The 17,611-nt window shown below is 68.1% G+C and carries 12 protein-coding genes; 2 read left to right on the top strand and 10 right to left on the bottom strand.

The genetic code is table 11. The annotated features are described in order from the left end of the window. Positions 1-20: 20 nt before the first annotated feature. From FOF45_RS11965 to FOF45_RS11950, 4 genes are all read right to left on the bottom strand, one after another. A complete protein-coding gene (locus FOF45_RS11965; protein ID WP_158985152.1) occupies positions 21-3,107 on the bottom strand; it encodes an efflux RND transporter permease subunit in 3,087 nt (1,028 codons plus the stop codon). A 381-nt stretch (positions 3,108-3,488) separates the two neighbouring features. Further along, positions 3,489-3,707 (bottom strand): HP1242/YdcH family protein, encoded by a 219-nt coding sequence (locus FOF45_RS11960; RefSeq protein WP_158985150.1) that lies wholly within the window; start codon positions 3,705-3,707, stop codon positions 3,489-3,491. Positions 3,708-4,025: 318 nt separating this feature from the next. Further along, complete coding sequence (locus tag FOF45_RS11955) at positions 4,026-4,886, bottom strand: LytR/AlgR family response regulator transcription factor (RefSeq protein WP_158985148.1); 861 nt, start codon at positions 4,884-4,886, stop codon at positions 4,026-4,028. Between the two features lie 2 nt (positions 4,887-4,888). Continuing rightward, positions 4,889-5,974 (bottom strand): sensor histidine kinase, encoded by a 1,086-nt coding sequence (locus tag FOF45_RS11950; RefSeq protein ID WP_158985146.1) that lies wholly within the window; start codon positions 5,972-5,974, stop codon positions 4,889-4,891. A 153-nt stretch (positions 5,975-6,127) separates the two neighbouring features. Between FOF45_RS11950 and FOF45_RS11945 the strand changes: the two genes are divergently transcribed. Beyond that, positions 6,128-6,742 (top strand): DNA-3-methyladenine glycosylase, encoded by a 615-nt coding sequence (locus tag FOF45_RS11945; RefSeq protein ID WP_158985144.1) that lies wholly within the window; start codon positions 6,128-6,130, stop codon positions 6,740-6,742. Positions 6,743-6,951: 209 nt separating this feature from the next. Here FOF45_RS11945 and FOF45_RS11940 read toward each other — a convergent pair whose 3' ends face one another. The 3 genes from FOF45_RS11940 to FOF45_RS11930 all read right to left on the bottom strand — a co-directional run bounded on the left by FOF45_RS11940 (position 6,952) and on the right by FOF45_RS11930 (position 10,890). Beyond that, on the bottom strand, positions 6,952-9,084 hold the full coding sequence (locus tag FOF45_RS11940; RefSeq protein ID WP_158985142.1) for a putative bifunctional diguanylate cyclase/phosphodiesterase: 2,133 nt from the start codon (positions 9,082-9,084) through the stop codon (positions 6,952-6,954). After that, entirely contained in the window at positions 9,081-10,007 is a 927-nt protein-coding gene (locus tag FOF45_RS11935; RefSeq protein WP_158987475.1) for a phosphate/phosphite/phosphonate ABC transporter substrate-binding protein, read from the bottom strand. Before FOF45_RS11935 ends, FOF45_RS11940 begins: the two co-directional genes overlap by 4 nt. Before the next feature lie 88 nt (positions 10,008-10,095). Then, the gene (locus tag FOF45_RS11930) at positions 10,096-10,890 is read right to left on the bottom strand and encodes an RNA methyltransferase (RefSeq protein WP_158985140.1); all 795 of its coding nucleotides are present in this window, start codon (positions 10,888-10,890) and stop codon (positions 10,096-10,098) included. Between the two features lie 99 nt (positions 10,891-10,989). On the opposite strand from FOF45_RS11930, the gene FOF45_RS11925 reads away from it, so the two are divergent. Next, on the top strand, positions 10,990-11,808 hold the full coding sequence (locus FOF45_RS11925) for an inositol monophosphatase family protein (RefSeq protein WP_158985138.1): 819 nt from the start codon (positions 10,990-10,992) through the stop codon (positions 11,806-11,808). 131 nt (positions 11,809-11,939) lie between these two features. On the opposite strand, the gene FOF45_RS18480 is transcribed toward FOF45_RS11925, so the two are convergent. From FOF45_RS18480 to secD, 3 genes are all read right to left on the bottom strand, one after another. Beyond that, complete coding sequence (locus FOF45_RS18480; protein WP_158985136.1) at positions 11,940-14,561, bottom strand: Cache 3/Cache 2 fusion domain-containing protein; 2,622 nt, start codon at positions 14,559-14,561, stop codon at positions 11,940-11,942. Between the two features lie 160 nt (positions 14,562-14,721). Continuing rightward, positions 14,722-15,684: a protein translocase subunit SecF gene (secF, locus tag FOF45_RS11915; RefSeq protein WP_158985134.1), complete on the bottom strand. Its 963-nt coding sequence runs from the start codon at positions 15,682-15,684 to the stop codon at positions 14,722-14,724. Between the two features lie 16 nt (positions 15,685-15,700). Continuing rightward, entirely contained in the window at positions 15,701-17,569 is a 1,869-nt protein-coding gene (secD, locus tag FOF45_RS11910) for a protein translocase subunit SecD (protein WP_158985132.1), read from the bottom strand. Positions 17,570-17,611 lie beyond the last annotated feature (42 nt).

The following is a 17,611-nucleotide window of genomic DNA, read 5'->3' as shown; positions in this document are numbered from 1 at the left end:
CCGGGGGAGGGAGTGCGTAATCAGGAAGCCGGCTGCAGTTGCGCGGCGACGGGCATCGGCGCCGGCGCGCGGCGTCCATCGAACAGGCGCAGCAGTGCGGGCACGACCACGACGGTGAACACCAGGCTGAGCGCGACACCACCGACCGACACGGCCGCGAGGCCGCGATAGATGACCGCACCGGGGCCGGGATTGATCGCCATCGGCAATGCGCCGAGCACGCCGGTCAGTGCGGCGATCAGGATCGGACGCAGTCGCTGGTCGAGCGCCTGCTTCAGCGCGTCCTCGAGGCTCGCGCCTTCGGCCTGCGCTTCACGCGCCTGAGCGACCAGCAGGATCGCGTTGTTGATCACCATGCCCAGCAGCATGATGAAGCCGATCATCGACAGCAGGTCGAGCGTCTGGCCCGCGATGAGGTCGAGCACACGCAGGCCGATCACGCCGCCGAGCACCGCCATCGGCAACGTCGCCATCACGTACGCGCTGTCGCGCAGCGAGCGGAACATCGCCGCCATCAGCAGGAACAACACCACCAGCGCCATCAGGAAGTTCGTGCCCATGCTGCGCACCACTTCCCCGAGCCGATCGGCGCTGCCCGACACACGGATCGCCGCATCTTCCGGCAATGCCTCGCGCAGCACCGGCACGATGTCGCCCTCGACGATGCCCAGCGCTTCCTCCAGCGACATCGCGGCCGGCGGATCGACGGTGAGGGTCACGGTGCGGCGTCGATCGACGCGACGCACCTGGTTCGGTGCGAGCACGGTGTCGACCTGCGCCAGTTCCTGCAGGCTCAGCACCCCACCCTGTGGCGTTGCCAACGGCGCGGCGCCGAGGCGCTCCACGTCGTCCTCGCGGTCGCTGCGCAGGATGATCGCGAGGCGACGATCGCCGTCGAAGTGCTCGCCCAGCCACTGCCCGTCGCCGAGCGCGCGAACGACGGTGCCGAGGTCCGGACGACGCCAGCCCACTTCGGCCAGGCGGCGATCGTCGGGATTGATGCGCAGCTCCGGCGTGCCGGCGTCGGCGTTCGGCCACGCCTGCACGTTCGCGCCGGCGAAACGCTCGCTCAGCAGTTTACGGCCGCTTTCCGCCGCGCGCGTGAGCGCATCGCCGTCGGCGTGCTGCAGATGGATCGCGATGGCACGCGCCGAACCGCCGAAGCTGCCGAACAGCTCGCCTTCGCTGGCGAACGCGCGCGTATCGGGGAAGCCGACCACGACCTCGTCGCGGACGATGCGCTCAAGCTCGCCGATGTCGTCCGGATCGACCACGCGCGCACCGATGGTGCCGCCGCCCGGCCACAGGTTGAGGTACCAGTTGCTCAGCTGCGGCCCCTTCTCGCCATCCATGTATGGGCGCATGCGCGCCAGCAGCGTCGGCGCGATCTCGCGGTTCACGCGCTCCGGGCTCATGCCCGGTGGGAAGTTGAAGATCGCGTCCACCGCGGCACGCTTCACCGGCGGCAGGTAATCGATCTTCGGCATCAACACCAGCGTGAGCAGGATCGGCGCGACGACCAGCGCACCGACCCACGCGAGCTGGTTGCGCCGCCCAGTGGTGACGCGCATCGCCCAATCGCTGACACCGTTCCAGAAGCGGTGCGTTTCGCGATCGCCGGCGCGTTCGCGCAGCCACGAGCCCGCCGCTGCTGGCAGCACGGTCACGGCGATCAGCAAAGAGATGCCGACCGCGATGGAGATGGTCAGCGCGAGGTCCGCGAACAGCTGTCCCTCGACGTCGTCCATGAAGATCACCGGCAGGAACACTGCGATCGTGGTCAGCGTGGAAGCGACCAGCGCGCCGCCAACCTGGCGAGAACCCTCCAGCGCGGCCTGCGTCGATGGCATGCCTTCCTCGCGCAGGCGCACGATGTTCTCGGCCACGACCACGGCCGCGTCCATCACCATGCCTACGGCGAACGCGAGACCGGCGAGCGAGATCACGTTGAGGCTGCGCCCGGTGAGCTGCAGCACGATGAAGGTCGCAAGCAGCGAGATAGGGATTGCGCAGGCGATCAGCGCGGTCGCACGCACGTCGCGCAGGAACCACCACAGACAGCCGACCGCGAGCAGCACGCCCGCGCCGAGACTTCCCGACAGCAGGCCGATCGCGCGATTGATGAACACCGACGCGTCGAAGCTCTGTCGGATGTCGAGGCCCTGTGGCTTCAGCTCCTTCTCGCGGATTTCCTCGACCACGGCCTTCACCTGGTCGAGCGTGTCGAGCACGTTCGCGCCGCTCTCGCGAAGGATGCGCAGGCCGATCGCGGGATTGCCGTTCTGGTAGGCGAAGAAGCGCTGCTCGGGACGCTTCACTTCCACCGTCGCGACATCGCCCAGCCGCACTGGGCGACCGTCGCGCCAGGCGAGGATGAGGTTGCCGAGCGCTTCGGGGGAATAGCGCCCGGCGAACCTCAGAACATATTCGCGACGACCGGCCTCGACCACGCCGCCGGAGACATCGGTCGCACGCGCGGCGACATCGGCGACCTGCGGAATCTGGATGCCGAGCGCGGCCGCGCGCTCCAGGTTCAGCGTGATGGTGAGCTCTTCCGGCGCGCCCCCGTTGATCTCCACGCCCGCCACGCCTTCCACCGCCGACAGGCGCGGCACGATGCGGTCCTCGATCATCTGCCGGTAGTCGAGGATGTCGCCGTCGGTGCCCGGCAACTTCTGCACGAAGAAGTACGTGAGCGAATTGTTGGCGTTGTCGGCGCCGGCCTGGACGACCGGCGGATTCGCGTCGCGCGGCAGCGGCTGCAGCCGGTTCATGCGCGACAGCACCTCGACCAGCATCGCGTCCATGTCGCTGCCGACGGCGAAGGTGAGGTTGATGAAGCTGTTGCCGGCGTTGATGTTGGACTCGATTTCCTCCAGGCCCGGCAAGCCCTGCATCACCGCCTCGATCGGCTCGACGATCTCCGATTCCATTTCCTGCGGCGACGCGGCGCGCCAGCCGGTCTGGATCGACATCTGCGGGCGTTCGATGTCCGGGAACAGCTGCAACGGGAGGTCGAGCAGACTCATCAGCCCGAACGCGCATACCATCACGACGGCGACGGCGACGGCCGCGGGATTGCGCAGTGATGCTTCGGTGAGTTTCATCGTGCGGCTCGGGGGGGGACCAGTGCCGGCGCACGATGCGCTCGTAGCGCTTTGCCAAGATGGCCCGGAAGTCACGCGGCGCGTGCGGTTGCGATCAGTGGAGTGCTGATCGCGGCGAAGCGTGGCAAGCGGTGACGAGGCGTTTCTTCAATGCAACGAAACGCGAAATCCGACCCAACTTATGGCCTATGCGGGGACTTCGCTGGTTTTCCCCTCTCCCCTTGCGGGGGAAGGTGGCGCGCAGCGCCGGAAGAGGGGTGGCGCGCAGCGCACAGAGGATGCGGCCAGCGCGCTTCGCGCGCCCCTCTTCCGCCCTTCGGGCACCTTCTCAGCCCTGCACTCCCTTCGGTCGCCGCAAGGGGGAGAAGGAAGAGCCCTCGGTCAGGCAGCCGACTCACGAAGGAGGATGGCGTACAGCTGGTCCTTGAGCTGCAGCTTTTCCTTCTTCATGTGCTCGATGACCATATCGCCCGCGGGCTCGATGCCAGACTCCATGTTCTTGATCTGCTGGTCGAGCTCGTTGTGGCGGTGGAACAATCGGACGAAATGCGAATCCCTGACCTTCAGTTCGGTGATCAGATCGCGAAATTCCGGAAACATGCGCACTCCTATCGGTGGGTATCCACGGCGAACGTACCGCCGTGGCCGGAGTGCGTATTGCGCGAGCTCAAATCTGCCGCGTCCTAGAAAGGGAGAGCCAAATTCCCACCTCGCCCCTCGCGGGAGAGGTCGGCATGCGCAGCATGACGGGAGAGGGGGCGCGCGTAGCGCGTGCATCAGGTAGCGCTTCGCGCCACCCCTCTTCGGCGCTGCGCGCCACCTTCTCCCTCAGGGGGAGAAGGAAAGGCCCCACCTCTCCCCTCGCGGGAGAGGTCGGCATACACAGCATGACGGGAGAGGGCGCGCACGGCGCGCGCGTCAGATCAGCAGCGCCAGCTTGTCGCGATGAGTCCGCGAGAGTTTGAGTTCCTGCCCACAATCCAGCCGCAGGAAGCCCTCGCCGTTCGTATGGGGGCGCATTTCCACCACGCGCCGCGCATTCACGATCGTGGAGCGGTGGATGCGCGGGAAGCGCTGTGGATCCAGCTGCTTCTCGAGGTCGCGCATCGTCGCGCGCAGCACCAGCGTCTCACCCTGCTCGTTCTCGCCGTCGACGTGGATGCACATGTAGTCGCCGGCGGCGTCGATCCAGCGGATGTGGCCCAGGTCCACGCGTACCGTGCGGCCGCCATCGCGCACCGCAAGCTTGTCCTCGCGCCGCAACTGTTCCAGCGCATCGGGCTTCAGCGCTTCGTCCAGATCGAGCAGCGGACGTCCGCTCAGTTCGCCCAGCAGTCCAAGCAGGTGCGCGCGATGGTCGCTCGCCTGCCGCTGCGAGCGCGCCGCACGCACGCGTGCCAGCGCCTGCGCCAGCCGTGCTTCTTCGACCGGCTTGAGCAGGTAGTCGGTGGCCGAGGCTTCGAACGCGCGGATCGCGTAATGGTCGTAGGCGGTGACGAACACCACCAGCGGCATCTCCGCGGCGGGAATGCTGCGCAGCGTCTGGAAGCCGTCCATGCCCGGCATCTGCACGTCGAGGAACACCAGGTCCGGACGATGCTCTCGCAGCGCTTCGATCGCCGATGCGCCGTCGCCGTATTCGCCGACGATCTCCACGTCCGGATGAGCTTCCAGGCGGATTTCGAGCCCGCGGCGCGCCAGCGGTTCGTCGTCGACGATGAGCGCGCGCAGGCGGACGTGCGTGTCGAGGTGGTGATCGCGTTCGACGGCACGGTCCATGTTCAATCCCCGCCCAGCTGCTTGTTCTCGAATGGCAGGCGCAGCGTGACTTCGATGCCGCGCTCGCGATTGCGCACGGAGAAGCTGCCGGCGTCGCCGTACAGCACGTTGATGCGTTCGCGCGTGTTGCGCAGGCCGACGCCCTTGCCGGGCGGAAGCTGGCTGCCCTCCAGGCTCTGGCATCCGGGGCCGTCGTCCATCACGCGCAGGACCAGCTGGTCGCCTTCGCGCTTCGCTTCGATGCGCAACGTGCCGCCGCTGATCTGCTTGGCCACGGCGTACTTGATCGCGTTCTCCACCAGCGGCTGCAGCAGCAGGCTCGGCAGCAGCGCGCGCCAGCAGTCCTCGTCGATGTCGGTCTCGATGCGCAAACGCTCGGCGAAGCGGATCTTCTCGATGTCCAGGTACAGCGTCAGCGCGTCGAGCTCCTGGCGCAGGGTGACGCGCTGCATCGGGTCGTTGTCGAGCGAGTGCCGCAGGAACGACGACAGGCCCTGCACCATGCGGTTGGCGGTGGCGTTGTCGCGATCGAGGATCAGCGTGGAGATCGCGTTGAGCGTGTTGAACAGGAAATGCGGATTGAGCTGGTAGCGCAGCATCTTCAGCTGCGCCTGGTGCGCCATGTTGCGCGCGGCCAGCGCGCGTTGCGTTTCGTCCTGCAGCTGGCGGTAATACTTGACGCCCATGTACAGGCCGACCCATGCCAGCACGACGTAGATGTAGGTCAGCGAATAGGCGATGTACGCCACGCGGCTGGTCGGCGCGCAGGTGTCGCAGAAGCGCACCAGCATCGTGCGCGTGGTCAGGTCCATCACCGCCGAGCTGGCGAGGATCGGCACGATCATCGTCATCAGCAGCGTGCGCGGCGGCAGGCCCCAGCACGCGCGCAAGAGGTAGCGCAGGCCGAGCGTGACGACGAAGCCCGTGCACGCGGCGGTGAACGGCACGACCCAGTAGCCAGACGGCTTGCCGTAGGCGATCGCGGCGAGATAGCCCAGGCCGAAATAGCCCAGCCATCCGCCCGCGTGCAGTATCCAGAACAGGTGCTGGCGCGGGAGGTCGAGCGGATGAGTCGCGGTGATGGCCATGAGTGCGGTGCGGCGCCTTGCGTAGGCTCCGATCCTATCCCCAGTGCGGCCCGGACCGGCAACGGTTCGTCGGCCGAACCGCACGCTTCGCCGCCCGGACACCCCGTTCGGCCGCGCACGGACCGTCGGGCCTCGCGCCGCGTAGCATGCGGCATGACCTTCACGCCCCTGCCCCGGGATTTCTACGCCCGCGACTCGCGCGATGTCGCGCCCACGCTGCTGAACAAGATCGTCGTCGCCGCCGACGGACGCGCCGGGCGCATCGTCGAGGTCGAGGCCTACCGTGGCGGCGAGGATCCGGCCGCGCATTCGTTCCGTGGCGTCACGCCGCGCACGCAGGTGATGTTCGGCGCGCCCGGGCATCTGTACGTCTATTTCATCTACGGCATGCACTGGGCGATGAACGCGGTGTGCGGCGGCGAGGATGGCCACGCCGTGCTGATCCGTGCGCTCGCACCGTTGCAGGGCATCGAGCGCATGCGCGAGGCGCGGGGCGTGGAAGACGTGCGGCTGCTCGCGAGCGGGCCGGGGCGGCTAACGCAGGCGCTGGGCGTGACCGGTGCGTACAACGGTATCGACATCACCGATCCGCGAGGACCGCTGTGGTTCGCGGACGACGGAACGCCGCCGCCGATGGATCCTGACGTATCCGTGCGCATCGGCATCACCAAGGCAGCGGACATGCCGCTGCGTTTCCACGTACCGCTCGATCCGCACGTGTCGCGGAGACCGTCGGCGCGGCCGCGCATGGTGCGTCGCAGGTCATGACGGCGTAGCCCGGGTAAGCGCAGCGCACCCGGGATCGCCGCGTCAACAAGCCCCGGGCTGGATGTTTGCTGTCATCCCCGCGAAGGCGGGGATCCAACTCTCACCGGCATCACGCTCTGCGGAAGGCATGCCGCTGCGGAGGGATGGATTCCCGCCTTCGCGGGAATGACGGCCGGAAAGAGAAGTCGCAAGCGGGGGAGCCACTGCGCTCACACGCGCAGCGCGTGGAATTCCTCGGCGGTCATCGGATGGCCCAGCCAGTAGCCCTGGGCGAAATCGCAACCGCGTTCACGCAGGATCGCGTACTGGCCTTCCTTCTCCACGCCTTCGGCGACGACGAGGATGCCCAGCGAATGCGCCATCGCGATGATCGCGGTGGTGAGCGCCAGGTCGTCGGGATCGCGCAGCACGTCGGCGACGAAGCTGCGGTCGATCTTGACGCCATCCACCGGTACGCGGCGCAGGTGGCTCAGGCCGGAGAACCCGGTGCCGAAGTCGTCCAGCCACACGCGCACGCCCATGCCGCGAAGCTCCGACAGCAGCGCGCTGGCGTGGAGTTCATCGCCGATCACCGCGGTCTCGGTGAGTTCCAGGTGCAACAGGTTCGCGGCCAGCCCGGTCTCGCGCAGTGTCGCGGACACGACTTCCGGCAGGTCACCACTGCGCAACTGGCGTGGCGAGACGTTGACCGCGACGAACATCGGCTCATCGTCGTTGCGCGCCGCCTGCCATCGCTTCGCGTCGGCGCAGGCCGCGTGCAGCACCTGCGGACCGAGCACTTCGATCAGGCCGCTCTGCTCGGCCACGTCGATGAACACGGACGGCGCGACGAAGCCCAGTTCGGGATGGCGCCAGCGCAGCAGCGCTTCGGCGCCGATCATCGCGCCGTCCACCAGGCGGAACATCGGCTGGTAGACCAGGCTCAGTTCGCCGCGATCCCATGCGCCGCGCAGTTCGTGCTCCAGGTGCACGCGCCGCTCTACCGCCTGGTTCATCGCACGACTGTAGAAACGGAAGCAGTTCTTGCCGGCGACCTTCGCCTGGTACATCGCGATGTCGCCGTTCTTCATCAGCGTGGTCGCGCTGGCCGCGTCCTCGGGGAACAGCGTGATGCCGATGGACGTGCCGAGGAACACCTGGCGCTCCTGCACCATCAGCGGCGCGCCCAGCTCGACCACCAGCGTTTCCGCCAGGCGCGTGGCAAGACTGCGCACGTCCTGTGCCGGATCGTCGTTGCCCTGCACCAGGATCACGAACTCATCGCCACCGAAGCGCGCCAGCAACGCCTCGTCGCCGCCGACGCGCTGCACCGCGTCCTCGATACGGCGCGCGCATTGCAGCAGCACTTCGTCGCCCGCATCGTGGCCGAGCGTGTCGTTGACGCGCTTGAAGTCGTCGATGTCTGCGAACAACAACGCGAGCTGGCGACCGGCGCCGTGGATCTGGCCCAGGCGGAATTCGAGCGCTTCGCGGAACGCGAGGCGGTTGGCCAGCCCGGTCAGCGCGTCGGTGTAGGCCATGTGCCGGATCTCGCGATCGTGGCGCGCCAGGCTCCGGCTCATGCGATCGAACGCGCGCATCAGGTCGCCGACTTCGTCGTTGCGGTCGTCGATCGGCGTGGTCGTGTCGAAATGCCCCGCTTCGATCGCCTGCGCCGAGTCGGCGAGCTGGCGGATCGGACGCACCAGCAGGCGCTGGATCAGCCACAGCGACAACGCGCCGAACACCAGCAGACCCGCGCCGAGCAGGCCGATCCAGATCACGTGGCGCTGGCCCAGCGTGTCCAGGCGCGTGCGCAGCGTACCCACGGCCTGGTCCTGGTCGCGTCGCATCGCCTGCGTGTCGTAGCCGATGCGCACGCCGCCGATGCGTTGCTGGCCGATCATGATCGGCATCGACACGTCCATCACGCCGCCGGAGATCTGCGTGTGCAGGCGCTTGGCGACGATGACGCCGTTCGCCATCGGATCATCCATGCGGCGCCCGAAATGGACGATCGCGTCGCTGCCGTCGTGGACCACGCGACCGGCTTCGTCGTACACGGTGACGTAGCGCACCGCGGGCGTGCGCAGCGTGGAACGCGCGAGCGCGCCGATGGCGTCGAGGTCGTTGTAATAGAGCGGATTGGTCAACGCCGCGGCGAGCTGCGTGACCGCGCCCTCGCCCTGGCGGCGCAGGCTCTGCGCGACGATGGTGCGCATCGCCTGGCGACTCACGCCCTCGACTTCGCGACGCATCTGCTCCTGGCGATTGAGCAGCAGCGCGACCAGGGTGAGCACCACCACCAGCGCGACCGCCATCAGCATCAGGAACCGGGCCTGCAGCCCCATGCGCAACTTCATTCGACCTCCGCCCTCACCCGCTCGACACCGACGGAGATGCGGTCCAGGGCGCGCTGCGAATCGGGATCGACCGGCATGAAACGCGTGGTGTTGAAGAAGCGCAGCAGCGCATCGCCCGCGTCGGGATCGCCCGCGGCGTCGAGCAGCACCTCGCGCAGTCGCGCCTCCACGCGCGGATCGAGGTTGGAACGGACCATCTCCACCGCTCGCGGGTAGTCGCCGGTCTCGCCGATGATCTGCAGGTCGTTGCGGAATGCCGGCGGCATGCGGCTGGGGTTGTTCCAGTCGAGGTTGCTCATCACGCCGGCGTCGGCCAGGCCCTTGTGGACCCAGGTCGAGATGTTGAGCTCCGACCACGCGAACAGGTAGCCGACCGAACCGCCGTCGATGGCGTCTTCCGGCGAGAGCAGGATCTCCAGCGACAGGCCGCGGTGCAGCAGCTCGGCGGCCGGCACGAAGTAGGCGCTGGTCGAGGACGGACGCTGGAACGCGACGCTGTGGCCGGCCAGGTCGGCGACCGAACGCAGCCCGCTGTCGCGGCGGGCGAAGAACAGGCTGTGGTAGTGGCTGACGCCGTCGCGCTCGGTAAGCAGCAGCGGCCGCGCCCCGGCGTTGCGACGCAGCAGCATCGCGGTGCCGCTGGTCTCGGTGACCCAGTCGACCCGGCCGTGGCGCAGGTAGCTGGCCATCTGGTGCGAGTCCTTCGCCATCAGGATCCGCCCTTCGCGGATGCCGACGTCGGCCATGCGCGGCACCACGTAATCGAGCAGTGGCTTGAGCTGCTCGTAGTGGGTCTTGGGATCGTCGCTGATGCGCCCGAGCACGAGCACGCCGGAAGCGTTACCGGCCGTCGCGGAAAGCGGCACGGTCGCGCAGGCCAGCGCAAAGAGGAGCAGCAGGGCGGTACGGCGCAGGCTTGCGATCAAGAACGACAACCCGTCTGAGTGCCGCTGGGCAGCGTAGCGAAAAGCCGGGCGGCCCGATACGGCAAACCGCCGATGGTTCCGCAGATCAGCGCTTTCCCCCGGCCAGCATCGCCATGCGCTGGGCGTCGGCGAGGATGCCGCGCAGGATCCGCACCTCGCGTTCGTCCAGCCCGGCCCGCAGGTACAGCCGACGCAGCTTGCGCATGGCCGAGTCCGGCGTCCGGCCCTTGTGGAAGTCGATCGCGTCGAGGGTTTCGGCCAGCTGGGCGAAGAAGCCTTCCATCTGGGCGTGCGAGGCCGGCGGGTCGCGCGGTTCGGCGGCCTCGGCCGGGTTGGCCTCGCGGCCGGCTTCGAGCACGGCCAGGCGCACCTCGTAGCTCAGCACCTGCACGGCAGCGGCGAGGTTGAGCGAGCTGTAGTCCGGATTGGCCGGGATGTGGACAGCGGCATGGCACAGCTGCAGCTCGTCGTTGCTCAGGCCGGTGCGTTCGCGGCCGAACACCAGCGCGACCTCGGCCCCGCCGGCGGCCTCGCCGACGGCGCGGGCGGCGGCGTCCCGGGGCAGCAGTTCTTCCAGCTGGACGCGCCGGCTGCGCGCGGTGCAGCCCAGGACCAGGCGGCAGTCGGCCACGGCGTCGGCCAGGGTGTCGAAGGTGGCGGCCTGTGCCAGCACGTCGTCGGCGCCGGCGGCCAGCGCGTCGGATTCGGCATTGGGGGCCTTCTCCGGCGCGACCAGGACGAGCCGCGACAGGCCCATTGTCTTCAGTGCGCGGGCGGCCGAGCCCATGTTGCCCGGGTGCTGGGTGCCCACCAGGACGATGCGGATACGGGCGGCCAGGGCGGCCGCGGCGATGGGGTCGTGATTGGATTCGGAACTCATGGCGCGCAATGGTAAACTCCGCGCCCCGGCCACAGCGCCGGTGCGCTCTTTAACCCCCGCCAGCCCATCCCCCCGTCCCCCGAACGAGGCCCTTGCCCCATGCAGAAACCCGCCGTCACCCTCATGGTCAAGGCCGCACGCGCCGCCGGCAACGTCCTGTTGCGCCACATGAACAAGCTCGACGCGCTCAACGTGGTCGAGAAGGACCGGATGGACTACGCGAGCGAGGTCGATGGCCTCGCCGAGAAGGAAATCATCAAGGAATTCCGCCGCTCCACGCCGGACTACGCCATCCTCGGCGAGGAAAGCGGTGCGTCGGGTTCCAGCCGGTTCACCTGGGTGATCGACCCGCTCGACGGCACCAGCAACTACCTGCACGGCATCCCGCACTTCTGTGTGTCCATCGCGCTGGTCGAGAACGGCGAGCCGGTGCACGGCGTGATCTTCGATCCGCTGCGCAACGACCTGTTCACCGCCAGCCGCGGCAGCGGCGCCACGCTCAACGAGCGCAAGATCCGCGTCGCCGACCGCAAGGATCTCGCCGGCGCGATGGTCATCACCGGTTTCCCGCCGCGCGAGCGCGAACGCGCCAGCGCCCAGCTCAAGTGCGTCGACGCGCTGCTGCTGGAAGCGGAGGACATCCGCCGCACCGGTTCGGCCGCGCTCGACCTGGCCTATGTCGCCTGCGGTCGCGCCGACGCGTACTTCGAGGCCGGCGTGAAGCCGTGGGACATCGCCGCCGGCGTGCTGCTGGTGCGCGAGGCTGGCGGCAAGGTCAGCGATTTCCGCGGCCGCACCACCGGACCGATGGACACGCGCGGCCTGATGGGTCGCCAGCTCGTCGCCGGTAACCTCAAGGTCTGCGACGCGCTGCAGCAGAAGATCGTCAACACCGGTTACGCGTCGGCGTTCGACTGACCGCTTCGCGCCGTCGCAAATGAAAGAGCCGCGCATCGCGCGGCTTTTTCATTTTATTGCCTCGCCGAAAATCCGCATCGCGGGCGCGCCCCGATCCCCCAACCGGAGGCGCGCGCCGGCGATGCGTGCCCTCAGGCCACGTTCGCCATGCGTCCGCGCGCGTCGGCATTCGCCGCGCCACGGGACCCGGCCGAAACGACGAACTGGCGCACCGCGTCGGCGAGCGCCTGCGCCTGTTCTTCCATGCTGTGCGCGGATGCCGCGGCTTCCTCCACCAGCGCTGCGTTCTGCTGTGTGCTCTCGTCCATGTGCGCGATGGTGTTGCTGACCTGCTCGATGCCCGCGGTCTGTTCCTGCGAGGCGCCGGAGATGTCGCCCATGATGTCGGTCACGCGCCGCACCGAAGCGACGATCTCGCCCATCGTCGCGCCCGCACGGTTCACCAGCGTCGAACCGTCGTGGATCTTCGCCACCGAATCCCCGATCAGACCCTTGATCTCCTTGGCCGCCTGCGCGGAACGCTGCGCGAGACTGCGCACTTCCGAGGCGACCACCGCGAAACCGCGACCGCTCTCGCCCGCGCGCGCGGCCTCGACCGCCGCGTTGAGCGCGAGGATGTTGGTCTGGAAGGCGATGCCATCGATCACGCCGATGATCTCGGCGATGCGCTGCGATGCCGCCTCGATGTCGCGCATCGTCGCGACCGCCTGGCCGACCACGTCGCCGCCCTGCCCGGCGACTGCCCCGGCATCGATCGCGAGCTGGTTGGCCTGGCGCGCGGAGTCCGCGTTCTGGCGCACGGTGGTGGTGAGTTCCTCCATCGACGCGGCGGTTTCCTCCAGGCTCGCGGCCTGCTGCTCGGTGCGCTGCGAAAGGTCGGCGTTGCCCGACGCGATCTCGGCCGCGGCGGTGCTGATCGCGCCGGACGCTTCCTGGATGCGCATCACTATCGCGGTGAGCTGCGCGACGGTCGCATTGGCGTCGTCGCGCATGCGCGCGAACACGCCGTGAAACTCGCCGTCCATGCGCTGGGTGAGGTCGCCGCGCGCGATCGCGCGCAACAGGGTCGACACGCGCGAGAGATTGTCGTCGCTCACCGCCATCATCGCGTTGAGGCCGTCGAGCATCAGGCGGAAATCGTGGCGGAAGCGCGCCGCATCGCCACGCACGCTGAAATCGCCGGCCGCTGCGGCCGTGGCCAGGCGCTTGATCTCGTCGTTGATCGCCGACAGGTTGGCCTTGACCGCGTCCATCGTGCGCGTGAGCACGGCCTTCTCGCCGGGCAGGCGGTCCATGTCGATCGACAGGTCGCCATCGGCATAGTGCTGCATCACTTCGACCAGTCGCATCTTCACCGCGATATGCGAGGCGACGAGCGCGTTGGTGTCGCGCACCATCTGGCCGTACTGGCCCGGAAAAGCGCTGTCGTCCATGCGGTGGCCGATCTCGCCGGCCTCGTGGCGCGCGGCCATGTCGCTCTGCGCGGCGATCACCGCCTGCACCTGCTCGCGCATGCGCGCCATCGAACGCTGCAGCCCGCCGACTTCATCGTGGCGCTCGGGCGGCAGCACGCCGTCCATGCGGCCGCCGGCGACGTCGTCGGCCAGGCGTGCGGCCGCTCCCAGCGGCAGGATGACGATGCGGCGGATGCTCAACCACGACACGACGAGGATCACCAGCAGCGTCACCAGCGAGGCGATCGCGATCAGCACGGTCAGCGTGCGGGATGACGCGACGATCTGCGACTGGGGTTCGGCCGCGACCACGGCCCAGTGCCACGCGGGGAAGGTTTCCACCGCCAGCAGCGCCGGCTCCGCCGCGTCGCCCTGCTTCGCGGCGAGATTGGCTTCGACCGTGCCGCCGTTCGCGGCGATGGCGCCCGCGAGTGCGTGGAAGCCGTCTTCGTCGAACAGCGCGCGCGCCGGCGCGCCTTCGGACGCCGGATGCATGACGACGGTCTCCTCGCCTTCGCGCGAGGTGTCGATCGCGAAGAAATGACCGCGTTCGCCGATCCGCATCGACGCGACCTTCTCCTTCAGCGCGGCCAGTTCCTGTCCGTATTCCTTGCCGACGAACAGCACGCCGACCAGTTGTCCGGCGTCGTCGCGCAACGGGCGGTAGTGGGTCATGTAGTCGCGGCCGAACAGCCGGGTCTTGCCGGTGTAGGCCTCGTTCTTCAGCACGCGCGGATAGGCGGGGCTTTCGTGCGCGAGCTTGGTGCCGACCACGCGCTCGCCCTTCTCGTTGCGCACCGACGTGGCGACGCGGGTGAATTCATCGCCACTGCGGACGAAGATGGTCACGACCGCACCCGTGTCGTGGGTGAAGCGATCCACCGCGGCGAAGCCGGCGTCGACCTTGCGGTCGTCGAGCCACAGCGTCGGCAGGCCATCGTCCTTCGCCGGCTCGACGCGCACCGCGCCGCTCGCCAGCGCCGTCTGCAGGGCGCCGCCGAGTGTGCTCGTCGCTTCGGTCAGGCTCTGTTCGTAGGTGGCGACGTTGTCGCGCAGGATCCGCGCGGCCGCGCCGAGGTCGTGGCGGGCACGTTCTTCCACGGCGTCGGCGGCGTGGCGACCGACCAGCAGGGCCAGGCCGGACAGCATCAGCACCATCGTGACGCCGAGGGTGAAACCGATCTGGTGGCCCAGCGAAGAGCGTATCCACTGCCAAAGGCCGGAGGGCGCACGACTTCGGGAGATCGGCGTGCGTATATCCGCGCGCGGCGCGGCATGGGACTGGCTGGACAGGGACATGACGTAGGGGGGTGTGGGGTTCACCCCCTTATCGGCCACACCTTTTGTGACTTGAGTCTCAAAAAGTGAACGGGGCCCTCGGCACTGCTGCCGTCGATCCACGCCCAAAGAAAAAGGCCGCGCAGTGCGCGGCCTTTTCCGGGAACGACGTTGTCGCCGATTACGGGCGACGGGCCAGCGCGGCCTCGTCCTTCGCCTTCGGCATCAGGTCCGTCTTGGTGACCTTCAGGAAGCCCAGGGTCAGCAGCGGGCACGCGACGAAGATCGACGACAGCGTACCGATGATGATGCCGATCATCTGCGACTCGGCCATGCCCTGCAGCGAACCACCGCCGTACAGGTACAGGGCGAACACGGTCAGGAACGCCACGAACGAGGTGATGACCGTACGCGACAGCGTCTGGTTGATCGACTTGTTGAGGATCTCTTCCGGCGTGGCGCGCATCGAACGGAAGTTCTCGCGCACGCGGTCGAACACCACGATGGTGTCGTTGATCGAGAAGCCCATCACCGACAGCACGCCGGCCAGCACGGTCAGGTCGAACTCGTGGCCGCTCAGCGCGAACCAGCCGGTCACGACGACGACGTCGTGCAGCGTGGTCAACACTGCCGCCACCGCGAACTTCTTCTCGAAGCGGAACGAGATGTAGATCAGGAAGCCGGCGACCACGAAGATCAACGCCCACAGGCCGTTGATCGCCAGGTCCTTGCCGACCTGCGGACCGACCACTTCGCTGCGCAGCACCGTGCCCGGGTTGCCCTCGAACGCGAGCGCGCGCTGCACGTCGCTGGCGGTGGTGTCGCCCTTCTGGCTGGCGCCTTCGGCGGCTTCCTTGGGCTGCAGGCGGATCAGCAGGTCGTTGCCGCTGCCGAAGGTCTGCACCTGTGCGTTGCCGTAGCCGGCCTGCTCCAGGCGGTCGCGGACGTCGTCGACGTCCACGGGCTTCTGGAAGCGCATCTCGGTGACGGCGCCGCCGGTGAAGTCCAGCGCGAAGTTGAAGCCATTGACGGCCATCGCGCCGATGGCGACCAGCAGCATCGCCAGGGCGATGCCCAGCGACAGCCAGCGCAGGCGGATGAAGTTGATGTTGCTGTCGTACGGGAAGACGTTGAACGGTTTCATGGTGTGGTGCTTCCCGTCAGATCCAGATCGACTTGATCTTGCGGCGACCGCCGTAGATCAGTGTGGCGATGGCGCGCGAGACGCCGACCGCGGTGTACATCGAGGTGGCGATACCCACGATCAGCGAGACCGCGAAGCCCTTCACCGGACCGGTACCGAACGCGAACAGCGCGACGCCGGCGAGGATGGCGGTGAGGTTGGCGTCGGCGATCGTGCCGGACGCGCGCTCGTAGCCCTCGGCGATCGCGGTCTGCGGCGGCAACCCCAGTCGCAACTCCTCGCGGATTCGTTCGTTGATGAGCACGTTGGCGTCCACGGACATGCCCACGGTGAGCGCGATACCCGCCAGGCCCGGCAGGGTCAGCGTGGCGCCGGTCAGCGACATCACCGCGATCAGCATCAGCATGTTCAGCAGCAGCGCCAGGCAGGTGATGATGCCGAACACACGGTAGTAGAACAGGAAGAAGATCAGCGCGAAGGCGAACGAGTACATCACCGCGGTCAGGCCGCGCTCGATGTTCTCGCGACCCAGGCTCGGGCCGACGATGCGTTCCTCGATGAAATCCATCGGCGCGGCCAGCGAACCCGAACGCAGCAGCAGCGCCAGGTCGGCGGCTTCCTTCGGGCTGTCCAGGCCGGTGGTCTGGAATTCCTTGCCGAACACGCCGTTGATGTTGGCCACCGAGATCACTTCCTCGTTGACCTTGGTGGTGCGCACTTCCTTGCCGTCGACGATGCGCACTTCCGGGATGCGCTCGATGTAGACCACGGCCATCGGCTTGCCGACGTGCTCGGTGGTGTAGTCGAACATGCGCTGGCCGCCGACGCCGTTGAGGCGCACCGACACGGCCGGCGTACCGGTCTGCTGGTCCATCATCGAGGTCGCGCCGACCAGCTGGTCGCCGGAGGCGATCACGCGCTTGTTGAGCACGATCGGCATGGGCTTGCCGTCCGGGCCGAGCTGCTTGCGGTAGTAGATGCGGCCTTCCGGCGGCACGTTGCCCGAGGCGACGGCGTCGTAGGGGTTCACGTTCTCGACCACGCCGCGGTACTCCAGCGTCGCGGTGGCGCCGAGGATGCGCTTGGCCTGCGCGGTGTCCTGTACGCCCGGCAGCTGCACGACGATGCGATCGTTGCCCTGGCGCTGGATGATCGGCTCGGACACGCCGAGTGCGTTGATGCGGTTACGCAGCGTGCCGACGTTCTGCTCGATGGCTTCCACCGCCATGCGCTGCAGTTCCGCTTCCGGCACCTGCACCGAGACCGTGTTGCCCTGCACGTCGAGCAGCAGGTTCGGCTGGCTGCGGGCGATGAGCTGGCGGGCCTTCTCGGCGTCGCCGGCATTGGCCACGATCGCGACGATGCTGTTGCTGGCGCGACGTTCGACCGACTCATAGCGCAGGCGACCGTCGCGCAGCACCACGCGCACGTCCTCGGCGGTGGCGTCCATGCGCTTGTCCAGCGCGGCCTTCTGGTCGACCTGCATCAGGAAGTGCACGCCACCCTGGAGGTCCAGGCCCAGGTACATCGGGCGCGCTCCGATCTTTTCGAGCCAGGCGGGGACGGTCGAGGCCAGGTTGAGCGCGACCACGTAGTCGCTGCCCAGCTGGTCGCGCAGCGCGTCGTTGGCCTTGATCTGCTGGTCGGGATCGTTGAGCCGGACCAGCAGGTTGCCCTGGTCGAGCTCGACGGCCTTCGGCGAAACACCGGCCTTGGACAGCGTGTCGGCGACCCGCGTACGCAGCGCCTCGTCGACCTGGCTGCCACGGTTGCCGGTGACCTGCACCGATGGGTCCTGCGGGAAGATGTTGGGCAACGCATACAGCGTGCTCAGCACCAGCACCAGCAGGATGACGAAATATTTCCAGCGCGCGTAGGTCAGCATCTAAAGCCTCATGTCCCCTGCGGCGGCTCCCCGGCCGCCGTT

It is taken from the genome of Lysobacter panacisoli, assembly GCF_009765165.1.
Taxonomy (GTDB): domain Bacteria; phylum Pseudomonadota; class Gammaproteobacteria; order Xanthomonadales; family Xanthomonadaceae; genus Lysobacter_J; species Lysobacter_J panacisoli.
Note: the sequence above shows the minus strand (reverse complement) of the source record. Positions and strands in the feature narration are given on the sequence as shown.